Annotated in this window: 13 protein-coding genes; 10 read left to right on the forward strand and 3 right to left on the reverse strand. The window is 66.7% G+C overall.

Annotated elements, in window-relative coordinates:
- Positions 1–2: 2 nt before the first annotated feature.
- From LJF27_RS07600 to pagP, 3 genes are all read right to left on the reverse strand, one after another.
- Positions 3–1,592, reverse strand: coding sequence for a RimK family protein (locus LJF27_RS07600; RefSeq protein WP_023087633.1), 1,590 nt, complete (start codon positions 1,590–1,592; stop codon positions 3–5).
- A 183-nt stretch (positions 1,593–1,775) separates the two neighbouring features.
- Entirely contained in the window at positions 1,776–2,570 is a 795-nt protein-coding gene (locus tag LJF27_RS07605) for an SDR family NAD(P)-dependent oxidoreductase (protein WP_003082773.1), read from the reverse strand.
- Between the two features lie 95 nt (positions 2,571–2,665).
- Complete coding sequence (gene pagP, locus LJF27_RS07610) at positions 2,666–3,124, reverse strand: palmitoyltransferase PagP (RefSeq protein ID WP_003082771.1); 459 nt, start codon at positions 3,122–3,124, stop codon at positions 2,666–2,668.
- Positions 3,125–3,575: 451 nt separating this feature from the next.
- On the opposite strand from pagP, the gene LJF27_RS07615 reads away from it, so the two are divergent.
- The 10 genes from LJF27_RS07615 (at position 3,576) to LJF27_RS07660 (ending at position 14,893) form a co-directional block, all read left to right on the forward strand.
- On the forward strand, positions 3,576–4,484 hold the full coding sequence (locus LJF27_RS07615) for a glutamate/aspartate ABC transporter substrate-binding protein (protein WP_003082770.1): 909 nt from the start codon (positions 3,576–3,578) through the stop codon (positions 4,482–4,484).
- 202 nt (positions 4,485–4,686) lie between these two features.
- A complete protein-coding gene (locus LJF27_RS07620) occupies positions 4,687–5,433 on the forward strand; it encodes an amino acid ABC transporter permease (protein ID WP_003082767.1) in 747 nt (248 codons plus the stop codon).
- The gene (locus LJF27_RS07625) at positions 5,430–6,098 is read left to right on the forward strand and encodes an amino acid ABC transporter permease (protein ID WP_003082765.1); all 669 of its coding nucleotides are present in this window, start codon (positions 5,430–5,432) and stop codon (positions 6,096–6,098) included. Before LJF27_RS07620 ends, LJF27_RS07625 begins: the two co-directional genes overlap by 4 nt.
- Positions 6,095–6,829, forward strand: coding sequence for an amino acid ABC transporter ATP-binding protein (locus tag LJF27_RS07630; protein ID WP_003082761.1), 735 nt, complete (start codon positions 6,095–6,097; stop codon positions 6,827–6,829). Before LJF27_RS07625 ends, LJF27_RS07630 begins: the two co-directional genes overlap by 4 nt.
- 77 nt (positions 6,830–6,906) lie before the next feature.
- Positions 6,907–8,580, forward strand: coding sequence for a gamma-glutamyltransferase (gene ggt, locus LJF27_RS07635; protein ID WP_003086881.1), 1,674 nt, complete (start codon positions 6,907–6,909; stop codon positions 8,578–8,580).
- Between the two features lie 83 nt (positions 8,581–8,663).
- Positions 8,664–9,752 carry an asparaginase gene (locus tag LJF27_RS07640; protein WP_003104093.1) on the forward strand — a complete coding sequence of 363 codons (1,089 nt, stop codon included), beginning with the start codon at positions 8,664–8,666 and terminating at the stop codon, positions 9,750–9,752.
- 95 nt (positions 9,753–9,847) lie between these two features.
- On the forward strand, positions 9,848–11,749 hold the full coding sequence (locus LJF27_RS07645) for a sensor histidine kinase (protein WP_003140368.1): 1,902 nt from the start codon (positions 9,848–9,850) through the stop codon (positions 11,747–11,749).
- Entirely contained in the window at positions 11,746–13,071 is a 1,326-nt protein-coding gene (locus LJF27_RS07650; RefSeq protein WP_003104097.1) for a sigma-54-dependent transcriptional regulator, read from the forward strand. The genes LJF27_RS07645 and LJF27_RS07650 overlap by 4 nt, the downstream gene beginning before the upstream one ends.
- A gap of 308 nt (positions 13,072–13,379) precedes the next feature.
- Positions 13,380–14,492 (forward strand): alkene reductase, encoded by a 1,113-nt coding sequence (locus tag LJF27_RS07655; RefSeq protein ID WP_003109249.1) that lies wholly within the window; start codon positions 13,380–13,382, stop codon positions 14,490–14,492.
- 194 nt (positions 14,493–14,686) lie between these two features.
- Positions 14,687–14,893 carry a hypothetical protein gene (locus LJF27_RS07660; RefSeq protein WP_003086874.1) on the forward strand — a complete coding sequence of 69 codons (207 nt, stop codon included), beginning with the start codon at positions 14,687–14,689 and terminating at the stop codon, positions 14,891–14,893.
- Position 14,894 lies beyond the last annotated feature (1 nt).

A 14,894-nucleotide genomic window follows, 5' to 3' on the forward strand; every position in this document is an offset into this window, starting at 1 on the left:
GTTCAGCGCAGCGCCTTGCTCAACTGGCCACGGTGCTTGAGTTCCAGGCGCTGGACGAAGGCCTGGAGGATGCGCCGGTAGAGTTCGTCGCCGAGCTGGCCGTCCTCGACGCCGGCATCGATATTCGGGTTGTCGTTGACCTCGATGACCAGCACCTTGTCGCCGGCCTGCTTCAGGTCCACCCCGTAGAGGCCGTCGCCGATCCGCCCGGCGGCCTCCAGGGCCAGCTCCAGCACCGCCGGCGGCACCTGCTCCAGCGGCACGGCGCGGCACTCGCCGTTGACGTCCTGGCCGTCGGCCTTGTGGTTGTAGATCTGCCAGTGGCCGCGCGACATGAAGTACTGGCAGGCGTACAGCGGTTGGCGGTCGAGCACGCCGATGCGCCAGTCGTACTCGGTGTAGAAGAACTCCTGGGCCAGCAACAGGACCGAGCGCTCGAACAGCTCGCTCGCCGCCGCCAGCAGTTCGCTGTCGTCGTTGACCTTGACCACGCCACGGGAGAAGCAGCCATCGGGAATCTTCAGCACCAGCGGGAAGCCCAGGCGCCGGGCCACCCGCTGCCAGTCCTGCGGGCGTTCCTTGTAGAGGATCTCGGTGAGCGGCATGCCCAGTTGCCGGCAACCAAGCAGGTCGGCCAGGTAAACCTTGTTGGTGCAGCGCAGGATCGATGCCGGGTCGTCCATCACCACCAGGCCTTCGCGCTCGGCCTTCTCGGCGAAGCGATAGGTATGGTGGTCGACCCGGGTGGTCTCGCGGATCAGCAGGGCGTCGAACTCGGCCAGGCGCGCGTAGTCCTTGCGTCCGATCAGTTCGACGTCGATGCCGAGGCTGGCGCCGACCCGTACGAAGTTGGCCAGCGCCTGCGGGTTGGACGGCGGCAGCGCTTCGTCGGGATCGTGGAGGATCGCCATGTCGTAGCGTGCCACCCGCCGCGAACGCGGCATGCGCCAGGCGCGCCGGCTGAAACCGTCGAGAGCGTCGGCGAAAACGTCCTCCTGGTCGCTGCGCAGGCGGTTCAGCACGCCAGGGCGCACGCCCTCGATATGCCAGCCCTGCTGGCGACGGAACTCCACCAGCAGGATCGGACAGGGAAAGGCTTCGAACAACTGGCGGGCGAGGTCGGCCAGCGGCTCGAACTCGGTATGGCCGAAATACAGGGTCAGGGTGAAGCCGTCGGTGGCGCCATAGGGCGTACGGCACAGCGCCTTGTCCAGGGCCTTGTCGAGGCCACCCAGGGCCAGCCCGTACACCGACTTGCGAGCCAGTTCGCTGATGCAGCGCAGCGACGGGATCACCCGGTGGCCACGGGCCTCGGCCAGCAGCGAACAGTAGTAGCCGAGGCCGAGGTACTTGTAGCCGCGGCACAGGTTGATCACCTGCACGCGGCGGCCGCCGTGGTCGCGCGCCGATTGCTCGAGGTATTCCTGGGCGGTGAGTACTTCCTCGCTGGGCAGGTAGGAGGCCCAGTCCTCGCGTCGCTCGACGACGATCATCAGGCGGCTGCCGAGGTCGGCGAGAGCCGGCGGTCGGGGTTGCTCGACGAGGGTCATGCGGAGCGACCCGTCGAGGGTGGCTAACGAGGCTGCTGACATGAGTGGCGGTATCCTCTGAATGACGGTACCTGCCGTTCTAGACCTGCCGGCGCCTCCTGTCGCGCCTCGTTACGCAAGCTTTACGAGCGCCGCCGCCAGACGCCGGCGCGGCAACCGGCCAGGGCCGCCGGGCACCGCGCCGCGAGTGCCGAGGAGCATTTTTACGCTGGCGTTGCGCGCTCGTCAGGCCAGGCTGTCGAGCACCCCGCCGTCGACCCGCAGGGCCGCGCCGGTGGTCGCCGAGGCCTGGGTCGAGCAGGTGTAGACCACCAGGTTGGCGACTTCCTCGGGCGTCGCCAGGCGCTGGATGATCGAACTGGAACGGTGCTGCCGGACAAAGGCGGTGCCGGCCTCTTCTATGCTCTGCCCGGCTTTCTGCGCATCCTCGCGGAGCATCTCGGCGACGCCTTCGGTGAGGGTCGGTCCGGGCAGCACCGCATTCACCGTCACCCCGGTGCCGGCCAGGCGCTTGGCCAGGCCGCGCGACACCGAGAGGTTGGCGGTCTTGCTGAAGCCGTAGTGGATCATGTCCGCCGGGATGTTCAACGCCGATTCCGAAGACAGGAACACCACTCGCCCCCAACCGCGCTCGACCATTCCCGGGACGTAGGCGCGGGCCAGGCGCACCCCGGACATCACGTTGACCTCGAAGAAGCGGCTCCACTCGGCGTCCTCGATGTCGAAGAAGTCCTTCAGCTCGAAGATGCCCAGGTTGTTGACCAGGATGTCCGCCTTCGGCTCGGCCGCAACGAAAGCCGCGCAGCCTTCCGCCGTGCCCAGGTCGCCGGCGACGCCGCGCACCCTGGCATCCGGCTGGCCGTTCCGGATCGCCGCGATCGCACGGTCCACCGCCGCCTGGCTACGTCCGTTGACCACCACGGTGGCGCCGGCGGCGGCGAGGCCGCTGGCGATGGCGAAGCCGATGCCGGCGGTGGAACCGCTGACGATTGCCAGTTTGTCGCTCAGATCGATCTGCATGGGAGTCTCCTGTCGAGTGACGAACCGCTCAGGAACGCGGCTCGGGGAACAGACGACAGCCTAGACCAGCCAGCGTTCCGTGCTCGTTCCTGGCCTCAGAGACGCAGGCCGAGGTTGATCATCGCCGCCGAATTGCCGAGCAGCACCAGCTCGCTGCCCAGCGGGCCGAAGCGAACGCCCACCGAGGGGATGATCGCCGGCGCGACGCCGAAGCGGTTCAGCGGGATCTTGTCGCGGTATTCGCCGCGATAGCCCTGCAACAGGCCGCCGGTGAGCTTCAGGTAGACCGGGTAGCTGTCACTGTCGAAACGCTTGCCCAGGTAGGCGTAGTTGGAGCGCTGGCTGAACGAGTTGCGGAAGGTCGCACCGCCGGCCAGCACGCCATCGGCGCGGTTGTATTCGAGGCCGAGCAGGTCCTGGTGATTGTTGTGTTCAGGATCCGGGTTGAAATGCCGGGTGTAGACGCTGGTCTGCAGGTACCAGAAGTCGCCGTCGTCGGCAGCCCAGGCAGGTGCGGCGAGCACGGCCAGCAGGCTGAGGATGAGATAGCGCATGTGGACTCCAGGCGGCCGTCGCCAGGGAAGGAAGGCAAGACGTGACGGCTTGCGCCTCGCAGCGTGAATTCTGCTGAACCCGGCCTGAATCGGGCCTGAACGAAGCCTGAACAATTTCTGAACGAACCGTCAGAAAACCCCGGAATGGCTCAAGAACGGACCTCGGCGAAACGTTCGGAAAACCGAACGCCATGCCCCGAAAATATTCGGAAGAGCGGACGAAAGGCCATTTCGGGGCATTTTCATCCAAATTTAATTTCTTTTACTTTCAAACGGTTAGGCTAAAAAAAACCGGATTTCATAAGCTGGCATGCATCCTGCCACTACACTGTTCGGCAAGCACGATACTCTCGTGGCTTCCCCCGCCGGGGAAAACCGCGAAACACCCTGTCCCGGAGAGGCCAGGCGCTCGCGGCTCAATAAAAATCAAAACAAGTCGAGGAAGAAATTCATGCGTATCGCTCCCAGTCTGCTGAGCACCGCCATCGTGGCCGCTCTGTTGTCCGCTCCGGTCGTCGCTGACGAGCTCACCGGCACGCTGAAGAAGATCAAGGAAACCGGCACCATCACCCTCGGTCACCGTGACGCTTCGATTCCCTTCTCCTACCTCGGCACCGAGCCGGGCAAGCCGATCGGCTACTCCCACGACCTGCAACTGAAAGTGGTCGAGGCGGTGAAGAAGGAACTCAACCTCCCCGAGCTGAAGGTCCGCTATAACCTGGTCACCTCGCAGACCCGCATCCCGCTGGTGCAGAACGGCACCGTGGACATCGAGTGCGGCTCCACCACCAACAACGAAGAGCGCCAGAAGCAGGTCGACTTCTCCGTCGGCATCTTCGAGGTCGGCACCCGCCTGCTGTCGAAGAAGACCGCCAACATCAAGGACTTCGACGACCTCAAGGGCAAGAACGTGGTGACCACCGCCGGCACCACCTCCGAGCGCCTGCTCAAGGCCATGAACGCGGACAAGAAGATGGGCATGAACATCATCTCCGCCAAGGACCACGGCGAGTCCTTCATGATGCTCGAATCCGGCCGCGCGGTGGCCTTCATGATGGACGACGCGCTGCTCTACGGCGAAATGGCCAAGGCCAAGAAGCCGGACGACTGGGTCGTCGGCGGCACCCCGCAGTCCTTCGAGATCTACGGCTGCATGGTGCGCAAGGGCGACGCGGCGTTCAAGAAAGTGGTCGACAAGGCCATCACCGATACCTACGCCTCCGGCGAGGTCAACAAGATCTACGACAAGTGGTTCACCCAGCCGATCCCGCCGAAGGGCCTGAACCTCAACTTCCCCATGAGCGAAGAGCTGAAGAAGCTGATCGCCAGCCCGACCGACAAGGCCGCCGAGCAGATGTAACGAGCGCCTGGCGTTCCTCCCGGAGCGCCAGCGCTTCGCGCGTCGCCCCCGCCTCGCGGCGGGGCCTCGGGGACGCGGGAGGGGCCTGCCCCTCCCCAGCCGTCTCCCCCGGAAGAGCAGCGCCGCCGGCCCGCACGGCCGCGCCGGCGCCTGCCTTCCCCGCCAGTGTCTGCAACCGATTGAACCGAGGGGAAACCCCAACATGAATTACAACTGGGACTGGGGCGTGTTCTTCAAGTCCACCGGGATCGGCAGCGAAACCTACCTCGACTGGTACATCGCCGGTCTGGGCTGGACCATCGCCATCGCCCTGGTCGGCTGGATCATCGCCCTGGCGCTGGGCTCGCTGCTCGGCGTCATGCGCACCGTGCCGAACCGCCTGGTATCGGGGATCGCCACCGCCTACGTGGAAATCTTCCGCAACGTGCCGCTGCTGGTGCAGCTGTTCATCTGGTACTTCCTGGTACCCGACCTGCTGCCCGAGGGCCTGCAGACCTGGTTCAAGCAGGACCTCAACCCGACTACCTCGGCCTACCTCAGCGTGGTCGTCTGCCTCGGCCTGTTCACCGCCGCGCGGGTCTGCGAGCAGGTGCGCACCGGCATCCAGGCGCTGCCCTACGGGCAGACCTCGGCGGCCCGCGCGATGGGCTTCCGCCTGCCGCAGATCTACCGCCACGTGCTGCTGCCGCAGGCCTTCCGGATCATCATCCCGCCGCTGACCTCGGAGTTCCTCAACATCTTCAAGAACTCCTCGGTGGCGTCGCTGATCGGCCTGATGGAGCTGCTGGCGCAGACCAAGCAGACTGCCGAGTTCTCCGCCAATCTGTTCGAGGCCTTCACCCTGGCCACGCTGATCTACTTCACGCTGAACATGAGCCTGATGCTGATCATGCGCCTGGTGGAGAGAAAGGTCGCCGTACCGGGCCTGATCTCCGTAGGAGGTAAATGATGGACTTCAGTGGAATCGTTCCCGCCCTGCCGAGCCTCTGGGAAGGCATGCTGATGACCCTCAAGCTGATGGTCCTCGGCGTCCTCGGCGGCGTCGCGCTGGGTACCGTGCTGGCGCTGATGCGGCTGTCGCACAGCAAGTTGCTGTCGAACATCGCCGGCTTCTACGTCAACTACTTCCGCTCGATCCCGCTGCTGCTGGTGATCACCTGGTTCTACTTCGCGGTGCCCTTCATCCTGCGCTGGATCACCGGCGAGGACACCCCGGTGGGGGCGTTCACCTCCTGCCTGGTGGCCTTCATGATGTTCGAGGCGGCCTACTACTGCGAGATCGTCCGCGCCGGCATCCAGGCCATCCCGAAAGGCCAGATGGGCGCCGCCCAGGCACTGGGCATGACCTACGGGCAGACCATGCGCCTGGTGATCCTGCCGCAGGCGTTCCGCAAGATGACCCCGCTGCTGCTGCAACAGAGCATCATCCTGTTCCAGGACACCTCGCTGGTCTATACCGTCGGCCTGATGGACTTCCTCAATTCGGCCCGTTCGCGCGGCGACATCATCGGCCAGGCCAACGAGTTCCTGATTTTCGCCGGCCTGGTCTACTTCGTCGTAAGCTTCACCGCCTCGTTCGCCGTCAAACGTCTGCAGAAAAGGTTAACCGTATGATTTCCATCAAGAATGTCAGCAAGTGGTATGGCGACTTCCAGGTCCTGACCGACTGCTCCACCGAGGTTGCGAAAGGCGAAGTGGTGGTGGTCTGCGGGCCGTCGGGCTCGGGCAAGTCGACCCTGATCAAGTGCGTCAACGCACTGGAACCCTTCCAGAAGGGCGACATCGTCGTCGACGGCACCTCCATCGCCGATCCGAAGACCAACCTGCCCAAGCTGCGCTCGCGGGTCGGCATGGTGTTCCAGCATTTCGAGCTGTTTCCCCACCTGAGCATCACCGAGAACCTGACCATCGCGCAGATCAAGGTACTCGGCCGCAGCAAGGAAGAAGCCACCAAGAAGGGCCTGGCCCTGCTCGAGCGTGTCGGTCTCAAGGAGCACGCGCACAAGCACCCCGGCCAGCTCTCCGGCGGCCAGCAGCAGCGCGTGGCGATCGCCCGCGCGCTGGCGATGGACCCGGTGGTGATGCTGTTCGACGAGCCGACCTCGGCGCTCGACCCGGAAATGGTCAACGAAGTGCTCGACGTGATGGTCCAGCTGGCCCACGAAGGCATGACCATGATGTGCGTGACCCACGAGATGGGCTTCGCGCGCAAGGTCGCCAACCGGGTGATCTTCATGGACCGCGGGCAGATCGTGGAAGACTGCGAGAAGGAGGAGTTCTTCGGCGACGTCAGCGCCCGCTCCGAACGTGCCCAGCAGTTCCTCGCCAAGATCCTCCCGCACTGATGTACCCGCCCTCGCCGGCCCGCCCGGCGGGGGCCTGCTCCACCCTCGCCTGCGATAACAATAAATAGGGAAAGCCCATGCAACCTGTGCTCTTCAGAACCCTGTCCCTCGGCGTCGCCATTGCCGCCGCATCCTCCTCGGCCTTCGCCGCCACGCTCGACGGCGGCGCCGTCGCCGCGCCCGACGAGTACGGCGCCAAGGTCGCCGCGCAGATCCTCAAGGCCGGCGGCAACGCGGTGGACGCCGCGGTGGCCACCGCCTTCACCCTGGCGGTCACCTACCCCGAGGCCGGCAACATCGGCGGCGGCGGCTTCATGACCCTGTACATGGACGGCAAGCCGTACTTCCTCGACTACCGCGAGGTGGCGCCGAAGGCCGCGAGCAAGACCATGTACCTGGACGACAAGGGCGAGGTGATCGAGAACCTCAGCCTGGTCGGCGCCAAGGCCGCTGGCGTGCCGGGCACCGTGATGGGCCTCTGGGAAGCCCACAAGCGGTTCGGCAAGCTGCCCTGGAGCGAGCTGCTGACCCCGGCCATCGGCTACGCGCAAAAGGGCTTCAAGGTCGCCGACAAGCAGTTCCAGTACCGCCAGGACGCCGTCGCCCTGTTCAACGGCAAGACCAACTTCGGCGACTACTTCGGCCACATGAAGGCCGGCGAGGCGTTCCTCCAGCCGGACCTGGCGAAGACCCTGGAGCGTATCGCCGACAAGGGCCCGGACGAGTTCTACAAAGGCCATACCGCCGACCTGCTGGTGGCACAGATGCAGCAGGACAAGGGACTGATCACCCACCAGGACCTCGCCGACTACAAGGTCAGGTGGCGCGAACCGATGCGCGTCGACTGGCAGGGCAACACGCTCTATACCGCGCCGCTGCCAAGCTCCGGCGGGATCGCCCTGGCCCAGTTGCTGGGCATCAAGGAAAACCGTGCCGCCGACTTCAAGGGCGTCGAGCTGAACTCCGCGCGCTACATCCACCTGCTGGCGGAGATCGAGAAACGCGTGTTCGCCGACCGCGCCGACTACCTCGGCGACCCGGACTTCTCCAAGGTCCCGGTGGCGCGCCTGACCGATCCGGCATACCTGAAGCAGCGTGCCGCCGAGGTCAATCCGACGGCGATCTCGCCGACCGAGAAGGTCCGTCCCGGCCTGGAGCCGCACCAGACCACGCACTTCTCCATCGTCGACGCCGACGGCAACGCGGTGAGCAACACCTACACCCTCAACTGGGACTTCGGCAGCGGCGTGGTGGTCAAGGGCGCTGGCTTCCTGCTCAACGACGAGATGGACGACTTTAGCGCCAAACCGGGCGTGGCCAACGCCTTCGGCGTGGTCGGCAGCGACGCCAACGCCATCGAGCCGGGCAAGCGCATGCTCTCCTCGATGAGCCCGAGCATCGTCACCCGCGACGGCAAGGTCAGCCTGGTGGTCGGCACTCCCGGCGGCTCGCGGATCTTCACCTCGATCTTCCAGGTGCTGAACAACATCTACGACTTCCACCTGCCGCTGGAGAAGGCCGTGGCCGCGCAGCGCGTGCACCACCAGTTGCTGCCCAAGGACACGATCTACTACGACGCCTACGCGCCGCTCGCCGGCAAGGTCGCCGAGGAGCTGAAGGCGATGGGCTACACCCTGGAGGACCAGGGCTGGAACATGGGCGATATCCAGGCCATCCGCGTCGACGGCAAGGCCCTGGAGACCGCCTCCGATCCCCGTGGCCGCGGCGTCGGCCTGGTGGTGAAACCCTGACAGGACGGCGGGCGGCCCGCCGCCCGCGCCTGATTGCGTGCAACGACGATAACCCTACCAACCTACCGACACGAGATATCGCCATGAAGCCATTGCTCCACGCGTTCGCCCCCGGTGTTATGGCCCTGATGCTCCTGCTGCCGCAGGCCGCCCAGGCCAAGGAAGTCGCACCGCAACAGAAACTGTCCAACGTGGTCATCCTGGCCACCGGCGGCACCATCGCCGGCGCCGGCGCCAGCGCCGCCAACAGCGCCACCTACACCGCCGCCAAGGTGCCGGTCGACCAGTTGCTGGCCAGCGTGCCGCAGCTCAAGGACATCGCCAACGTCCGCGGCGAACAGGTGTTCCAGATCGCCTCGGAAAGCTTCACCAACGAGAACCTGCTGGAACTGGGCAAGACCGTCGCCAAGCTGGCCGATAGCGACGACGTCGACGGCATCGTGATCACCCACGGTACCGACACCCTGGAAGAGACCGCCTACTTCCTGACCCTGGTCGAGCACACCGAGAAGCCTATCGTGGTGGTCGGCTCGATGCGCCCGGGCACCGCGATGTCCGCCGACGGCATGCTCAACCTGTACAACGCCGTGGCGGTGGCCGGCGACAAGTCGGCACGCGGCAAGGGCGTGCTGATCACCATGAACGACGAGATCCTCTCCGGCCGCGACGCGAGCAAGATGGTCAACATCAAGACCGAAGCGTTCAAGAGCCCGTGGGGCCCGCTGGGCATGGTGGTCGAGGGCAAGAGCTACTGGTTCCGCGCACCGGTGAAGCGGCACACGGTGAACTCCGAGTTCGACATCAAGCAGATCTCCGCGCTGGCTCCGGTGGAAATCGCCTACAGCTACGGCAACGTCAGCGACACCGCCTACAAGGCCCTGGCCCAGGCGGGCGCCAAGGCGATCATCCATGCCGGCACCGGCAACGGCTCGGTGCCCGCGCGCGTGGTGCCGACCCTGCAGGAACTGCGCAAGCAGGGCGTGCAGATCATCCGCTCCTCGCACGTCAATGCCGGCGGCTTCGTCCTGCGCAACGCCGAGCAGCCGGACGACAAGAACGACTGGATCGTCGCCCACGACCTGAACCCGCAGAAGGCGCGCATCCTGGCCGCGGTCGCGATGACCAAGACCCAGGACAGCAAGGAGCTGCAACGGATCTTCTGGGAATACTGAGTGAACCCTTCCGGCGCCGCCTGCCGGCCGTGCCGGAAAACCGCCCGCTCCGCCGCCCATCGTGGCGGCGGGCTGGCCTAGCCGCGACGACTGTGATGGAATCCCCCGACCCGCCCTGCAGCGTACCTCCGTCACTGACCGTGAAGCCCCGCCTCGTCCGCCAGTTGCTGCTCCCCATTCCCCTGCTCCTGCTGATGCTCGGCTTCGGCTACGGCGGCTACCGGATCAGCGAGAGCGCCGGCATCCGTGCCCTCGCCGAGAATGGCGAACGCCAGCTGGAGCTGCATGCACGGACGGTCGAGAGCGAGATCAGCAAGTACACCTACCTGCCCAGCCTGCTGGAGCTGGAGCGCAGCGTCAGTCACCTGCTCACCGACCCGACGCCATACCGGCGCAACCAGGTCAACGCCTACCTCGAAGGCCTCAACCGCCGCGCCGGCAGCCGCGCGGTGTACCTGCTGGACACCAACGGCCGGGTCCTGGCCACCAGCAACTGGAGCGACCCGGACAGCTACCTCGGCGAGGACCTGTCGTTCCGCGCCTACTGGCAGGACGCGATGAAGGGCAAGCCGGGCCGCTTCTACGGCATCGGCAGCACCCGCGGCGAGCCGGGCTACTACCTGGCCCACGGCCTGGTCCACGGCGGCCGGATCATCGGCGTGGCGGTGGTCAAGGTGAAGATGGACGCCCTCGAGGAGCGCTGGGAGAAGGCGCGCCTGGAAGCCTTCGTCAGCGACGAGAACGGCATCATCATCCTCTCCAGCAACCCTGCCCTGCGCCTGAAGGCGGTGCGCTCCCTGAGCGCCGACGACAAGGAGCGCCTGGCGCGCAGCATGCAGTACTACTGGTGGGCGCTGAACGAGTGGCAGCCGCTGCTGCGCGAGCCGCTGGCCGCCGGAGTGGAGAAGCTCAGTTTCCCCGCCGATGAGCAGCACCCGCGCGGCGAAGCGGTCACCTACCTGGCGCAGACCCGCGCGCTGAATGACACGCCGTGGAACCTGACCCTGCTCAGCCCGCTGGAAGACCTGCGCCGCGACGCGGTGCGCAACGGCATGCTGGCCGCCATCGGTTTCGCCCTCCTGGCATTCCTGCTGATCGCCTGGAACGAGCGGCGCAAGGTACTCGCCACCCGCCTCGCTGCGCGCGAGGCGCTGCAACGGGCCAACGGCGAGCTGGAAGTGAAGATCGCCGAACGCACCGCCGACCTGCAGGCCAGCAACGCACGCCTGACCGCCGAGATCCACGAGCGCCAGCAGGCCGAGGACACCCTGCGCAAGGCCCAGGACGAACTGGTCCAGGCCGGCAAGCTGGCGGTGATCGGGCAGATGTCCACCAGCATCGCCCACGAACTCAACCAACCACTGGCGGCGCTGCGTACGCTGTCCGGCAACACCGTGCGCTTCCTCCAGCGCGGCAAACTGGAGACCGCCAGCACCAACCTCGCCACCATCAATGAACTGGTCGACCGCATGGGCCGCATCACCGCCAGCCTGCGTGCCTTCGCCCGGCGCAGCGACGACGCCGGCCAGGCCAGCCTGGCCAAGGCGGTGGACGCGGCGCTGCTGATCCTGCACGGGCGCCTGGAGCAGGACCCGCCGACCCTGCACCGGCATTTCGACGATGTGCGCCTGGGCATCGACCAGACCCGCCTGGAGCAGATCCTGGTCAACCTGCTGGCCAACGCCCTCGACGCCATGAGCGGGCAGGCCGACCGCCAGCTCTGGCTGGAAGGCCGGCGCGAGGAGGAGCGCTACGTCCTGCGCGTGCGCGACAACGGCCCCGGTATCCCGCCGGCGGCGCGCGTCCACCTGTTCGAACCCTTCTTCACCACCAAGCCCGGCGAACATGGCCTGGGCCTCGGCCTGACCCTCTCGGCCAGCCTGGCCACCGCCGCCGGCGGCAGCCTCAGCGTGCAGCACCCCGAAAGCGGCGGAACCGCCTTCGAGCTGAGCCTGTCCCTGGTTCCCGATTCCCCGACTGCGAGTCCCGCCCGATGAACGAGCCGCTTTCCGTCCTGATCGTCGAAGACGATCCGCATGTCTTGCTCGGCTGCCAGCAGGCGCTGGAGCTGGAGGACATCCCCTGCATCGGCGTCGGCAGCGCCGAGGAGGCGCTGCAACGGGTCGACCGCGACTTCGCCGGCATCGTCGTCAGCGACATCCGCCTGCCCGGCATCGATGGCCTGACCCTGCTGGAGCGTCTCAAGTCCCTCGACCCGAGCCTGCCGGTGGTGCTGATCACCGGTCACGGCGACATCTCCATGGCGGTACAGGCGATGCACGCCGGTGCCTACGACTTCATGGAGAAGCCCTTCTCTCCGGAACGCCTGGTCGAGGTCGCCCGCCGCGCCCTGGAGCAGCGCGGGCTGGCCCGCGAGGTCAGCGCGCTGCGTCGCCAGTTGGCCGGCCGCCAGGACCTGGCGCAACGGATCATCGGCCGCTCGCCGGCGATCCAGGCGTTGCGCGAGCTGATCGCCAACGTCGGCGACACCTCGGCCAACGTGCTGATCCTCGGCGAGACCGGCACCGGCAAGGAGCTGGTGGCGCGTTGCCTCCACGACTATAGCCGGCGCCACCAGCATGCCTTCGTCGCGCTGAACTGCGGCGGCCTGCCGGAGAACCTGTTCGACAGCGAGATATTCGGCCACGAGGCGCACGCCTTCACCGGTGCCAACAAGCGGCGGATCGGCAAGATCGAGCATGCCAACGGCGGCACGCTGTTCCTCGACGAGATCGAGAGCATGCCGGTCAACCTGCAGATCAAGCTGCTGCGGGTGTTGCAGGAACACACCCTGGAACGCCTCGGCTCGAACCAGTCGATCCCGGTGGACTGCCGGGTGATCGCGGCGACCAAGGCAGACCTCGCCGCCATGGGCAAGAGCGGCCAGTTCCGCAGCGACCTCTACTACCGGCTCAACGTGGTGAGCCTGGAACTGCCGGCGCTGCGCGACCGCCGCGAGGACATCCTGCTGCTCTTCGAACACTTCCTCCAGCAGTCCTCGCTGCGCTTCGACCGCCCCGCGCCGGAACTCGACCGTGCCACCGTGGCCAGCCTGATGGCCCACGACTGGCCGGGCAACGTACGCGAACTGCGCAACGTCGCCGAACGCTTCGCCCTCGGCCTGCCGGTGTTCAACAAGGGCGGCCAGGCCGTACAGACCGGCGGCCCGCGCTTCGCCGAAGCGGTGGAGGCATTCGAGAAGGCCCTGCTCGGCGACGCCCTGGCTCGCCACCACGGCAACCTGACCCAGGCCAGCCAGGACCTGGGCATGGCCAAGACCACGCTGTTCGACAAGGTGAAGAAGTACGGCCTGCAATAGGCCGGAGCGCCCTCTTCGCCCTGCCCGCCTGGCGCAGGGCGCGATGCTTCATCCGACATTTCTCACCCGCCTGCGATTCCGCTCGCCGGATAACGCCGGGGGCGTTATTCGCCCTACCCGCCTGACGCAGCGCGTCATAGGCCATTCCTCCTCCCTCGGTGCGCCCGCGCTATCCGGGCATTCATGAATTGAACTCAAGTGTCATTTTCCCCGGCAGCTGTTTTTCGCACGAATCGTTCCGCCAATAATGCGCCCACCTTCTTCCAGTACGCCGCGCCGCGGCCGGCCTCACGAGCGAGATCGCCATCATGCTGTTCAGCCCCTATGCCCTTGGCCACCTGACCCTCCCCAATCGCATCGTCATGCCGCCGATGACCCGTTCCCGCGCCGCCAGTGGCGAAGTCGCCACCGCGCTGATGGCCGAGTACTACAGCCAGCGCGCCGGCGCCGGCCTGATCGTTTCCGAAGGCACCCAGATCAGCCGGCAGGGCCAGGGCTACGCCTGGACGCCGGGCATCCACAGCGCCGAGCAGGTCGCCGGCTGGCGCCAGGTCACCGACGCGGTGCACGCCGCCGGCGGGCGCATCTTCGCCCAGCTCTGGCACGTCGGCAGGGTCTCGCACACCTCGCTGCAACCGGGCAACGCCGCCCCGGTGTCCTCCTCGGCGCTGGTGGCCGAAGGCGTGAAGGTCTTCGTCGATCCCCAGGGCCGCGGAGCGCAGGCCGGCGGCGGCGAGATGGTCCAGCACTCGGCGCCGCGCGCACTGGCAGTGGAGGAAATCCGGGAGATCGTCGCCGACTATGCCCAGGCCGCACGCAACGCCCTCGACGCCGGCTTCGACGGGGTCGAACTGCACGGCGCCAACGGCTACCTGATCAACCAGTTCATCGACTCCCAGGCCAATGCGCGCAACGACCAATACGGCGGCTCGCTGGAGAACCGCCTGCGCTTCCTCCGCGAAGTCGCCGAGGCGGTCACCGCGGTGGTCGGCAGGGAGCGCATCGGCGTGCGCCTGGCGCCGCTGACCACCCTGCAGGGCGCGGTCGACGACACCCCGCAAGCCACCTACCTGGCCGCGGCGCGGCTACTGGACGAGATCGGCGTGGCCTACATCCACATCGCCGAGGCCGACTGGGAAGACGCCCCGGCCATGCCGGCGGCGTTCAAGGAAGCGTTGCGCATCGTCTACCGTGGCAGCCTGATCTACTCCGGCATGTACACCAAGGCGCGCGCCGAGGAAGCCCTGGCCAGGGGCTGGGCCGACCTGGTCGGCTTCGGCCGGCCGTTCATCGCCAACCCCGACCTGCCCTACCGCCTGGAGCACGACCTGGCGCTGGCCGACGGCGACCGCTCGACCTACTTCGGTGGCGGCGCCGCCGGCTACACCGACTACCCGAGCCTGCCGCAGGCGGCCGGTTGAACCCCCTAGCCGACCGGACCGCGAGCGCGCGGCCGGTTGGCGAAACATGCCGCCACAACCTCGCCTTTGGTCGACTAGAACCCACGGCTGGCGGGACCTAGACTCAATTCGCCAGATATTCATTATTAATAGGCCTGATTTCCTGGACAGGGGGGACCACCGATAGCATCGAGGAACATTTCGAGGAATCCGCCATGAGCAAGTCCCTGATCGTCTCCCTGGCCGCCAGCCTGGTCGTCCTGGCCGGTTGCGCCAACCCGCCGCGCAGCGTCGAGCGCCCCTACAGCGACGCCGAAATCAAGTCCTACGCCCTCGACAGCCTGGAACGCAGCGACCTCTCGCCGAAGCGCCTCGACCAGTACCGCAGCGTGCTCGGCACGCCGCACCGGCAGACCCTGTAGC

Origin of the sequence: Pseudomonas sp. 203-8 (genome assembly GCF_020708595.1) — a bacterium.
In the GTDB taxonomy this organism is placed as follows: domain Bacteria; phylum Pseudomonadota; class Gammaproteobacteria; order Pseudomonadales; family Pseudomonadaceae; genus Pseudomonas; species Pseudomonas aeruginosa.

Bases quoted from the DNA above. Each gene is read 5' to 3' on its own strand.
- pagP (WP_003082771.1), bottom strand. From the start codon at position 3,124: ATGCGCTATCTCATCCTCAGCCTGCTGGCCGTGCTCGCCGCACCTGCC.
- LJF27_RS07645 (WP_003140368.1), top strand. From the start codon at position 9,848: ATGGAATCCCCCGACCCGCCCTGCAGCGTACCTCCGTCACTGACCGTG.
- LJF27_RS07660 (WP_003086874.1), top strand. From the start codon at position 14,687: ATGAGCAAGTCCCTGATCGTCTCCCTGGCCGCCAGCCTGGTCGTCCTG.
- LJF27_RS07655 (WP_003109249.1), top strand. From the start codon at position 13,380: ATGCTGTTCAGCCCCTATGCCCTTGGCCACCTGACCCTCCCCAATCGC.
- LJF27_RS07620 (WP_003082767.1), top strand. From the start codon at position 4,687: ATGAATTACAACTGGGACTGGGGCGTGTTCTTCAAGTCCACCGGGATC.
- LJF27_RS07605 (WP_003082773.1), bottom strand. From the start codon at position 2,570: ATGCAGATCGATCTGAGCGACAAACTGGCAATCGTCAGCGGTTCCACC.
- LJF27_RS07630 (WP_003082761.1), top strand. From the start codon at position 6,095: ATGATTTCCATCAAGAATGTCAGCAAGTGGTATGGCGACTTCCAGGTC.
- LJF27_RS07640 (WP_003104093.1), top strand. From the start codon at position 8,664: ATGAAGCCATTGCTCCACGCGTTCGCCCCCGGTGTTATGGCCCTGATG.
- LJF27_RS07600 (WP_023087633.1), bottom strand. From the start codon at position 1,592: ATGTCAGCAGCCTCGTTAGCCACCCTCGACGGGTCGCTCCGCATGACC.
- LJF27_RS07650 (WP_003104097.1), top strand. From the start codon at position 11,746: ATGAACGAGCCGCTTTCCGTCCTGATCGTCGAAGACGATCCGCATGTC.
- LJF27_RS07615 (WP_003082770.1), top strand. From the start codon at position 3,576: ATGCGTATCGCTCCCAGTCTGCTGAGCACCGCCATCGTGGCCGCTCTG.
- LJF27_RS07625 (WP_003082765.1), top strand. From the start codon at position 5,430: ATGATGGACTTCAGTGGAATCGTTCCCGCCCTGCCGAGCCTCTGGGAA.
- ggt (WP_003086881.1), top strand. From the start codon at position 6,907: ATGCAACCTGTGCTCTTCAGAACCCTGTCCCTCGGCGTCGCCATTGCC.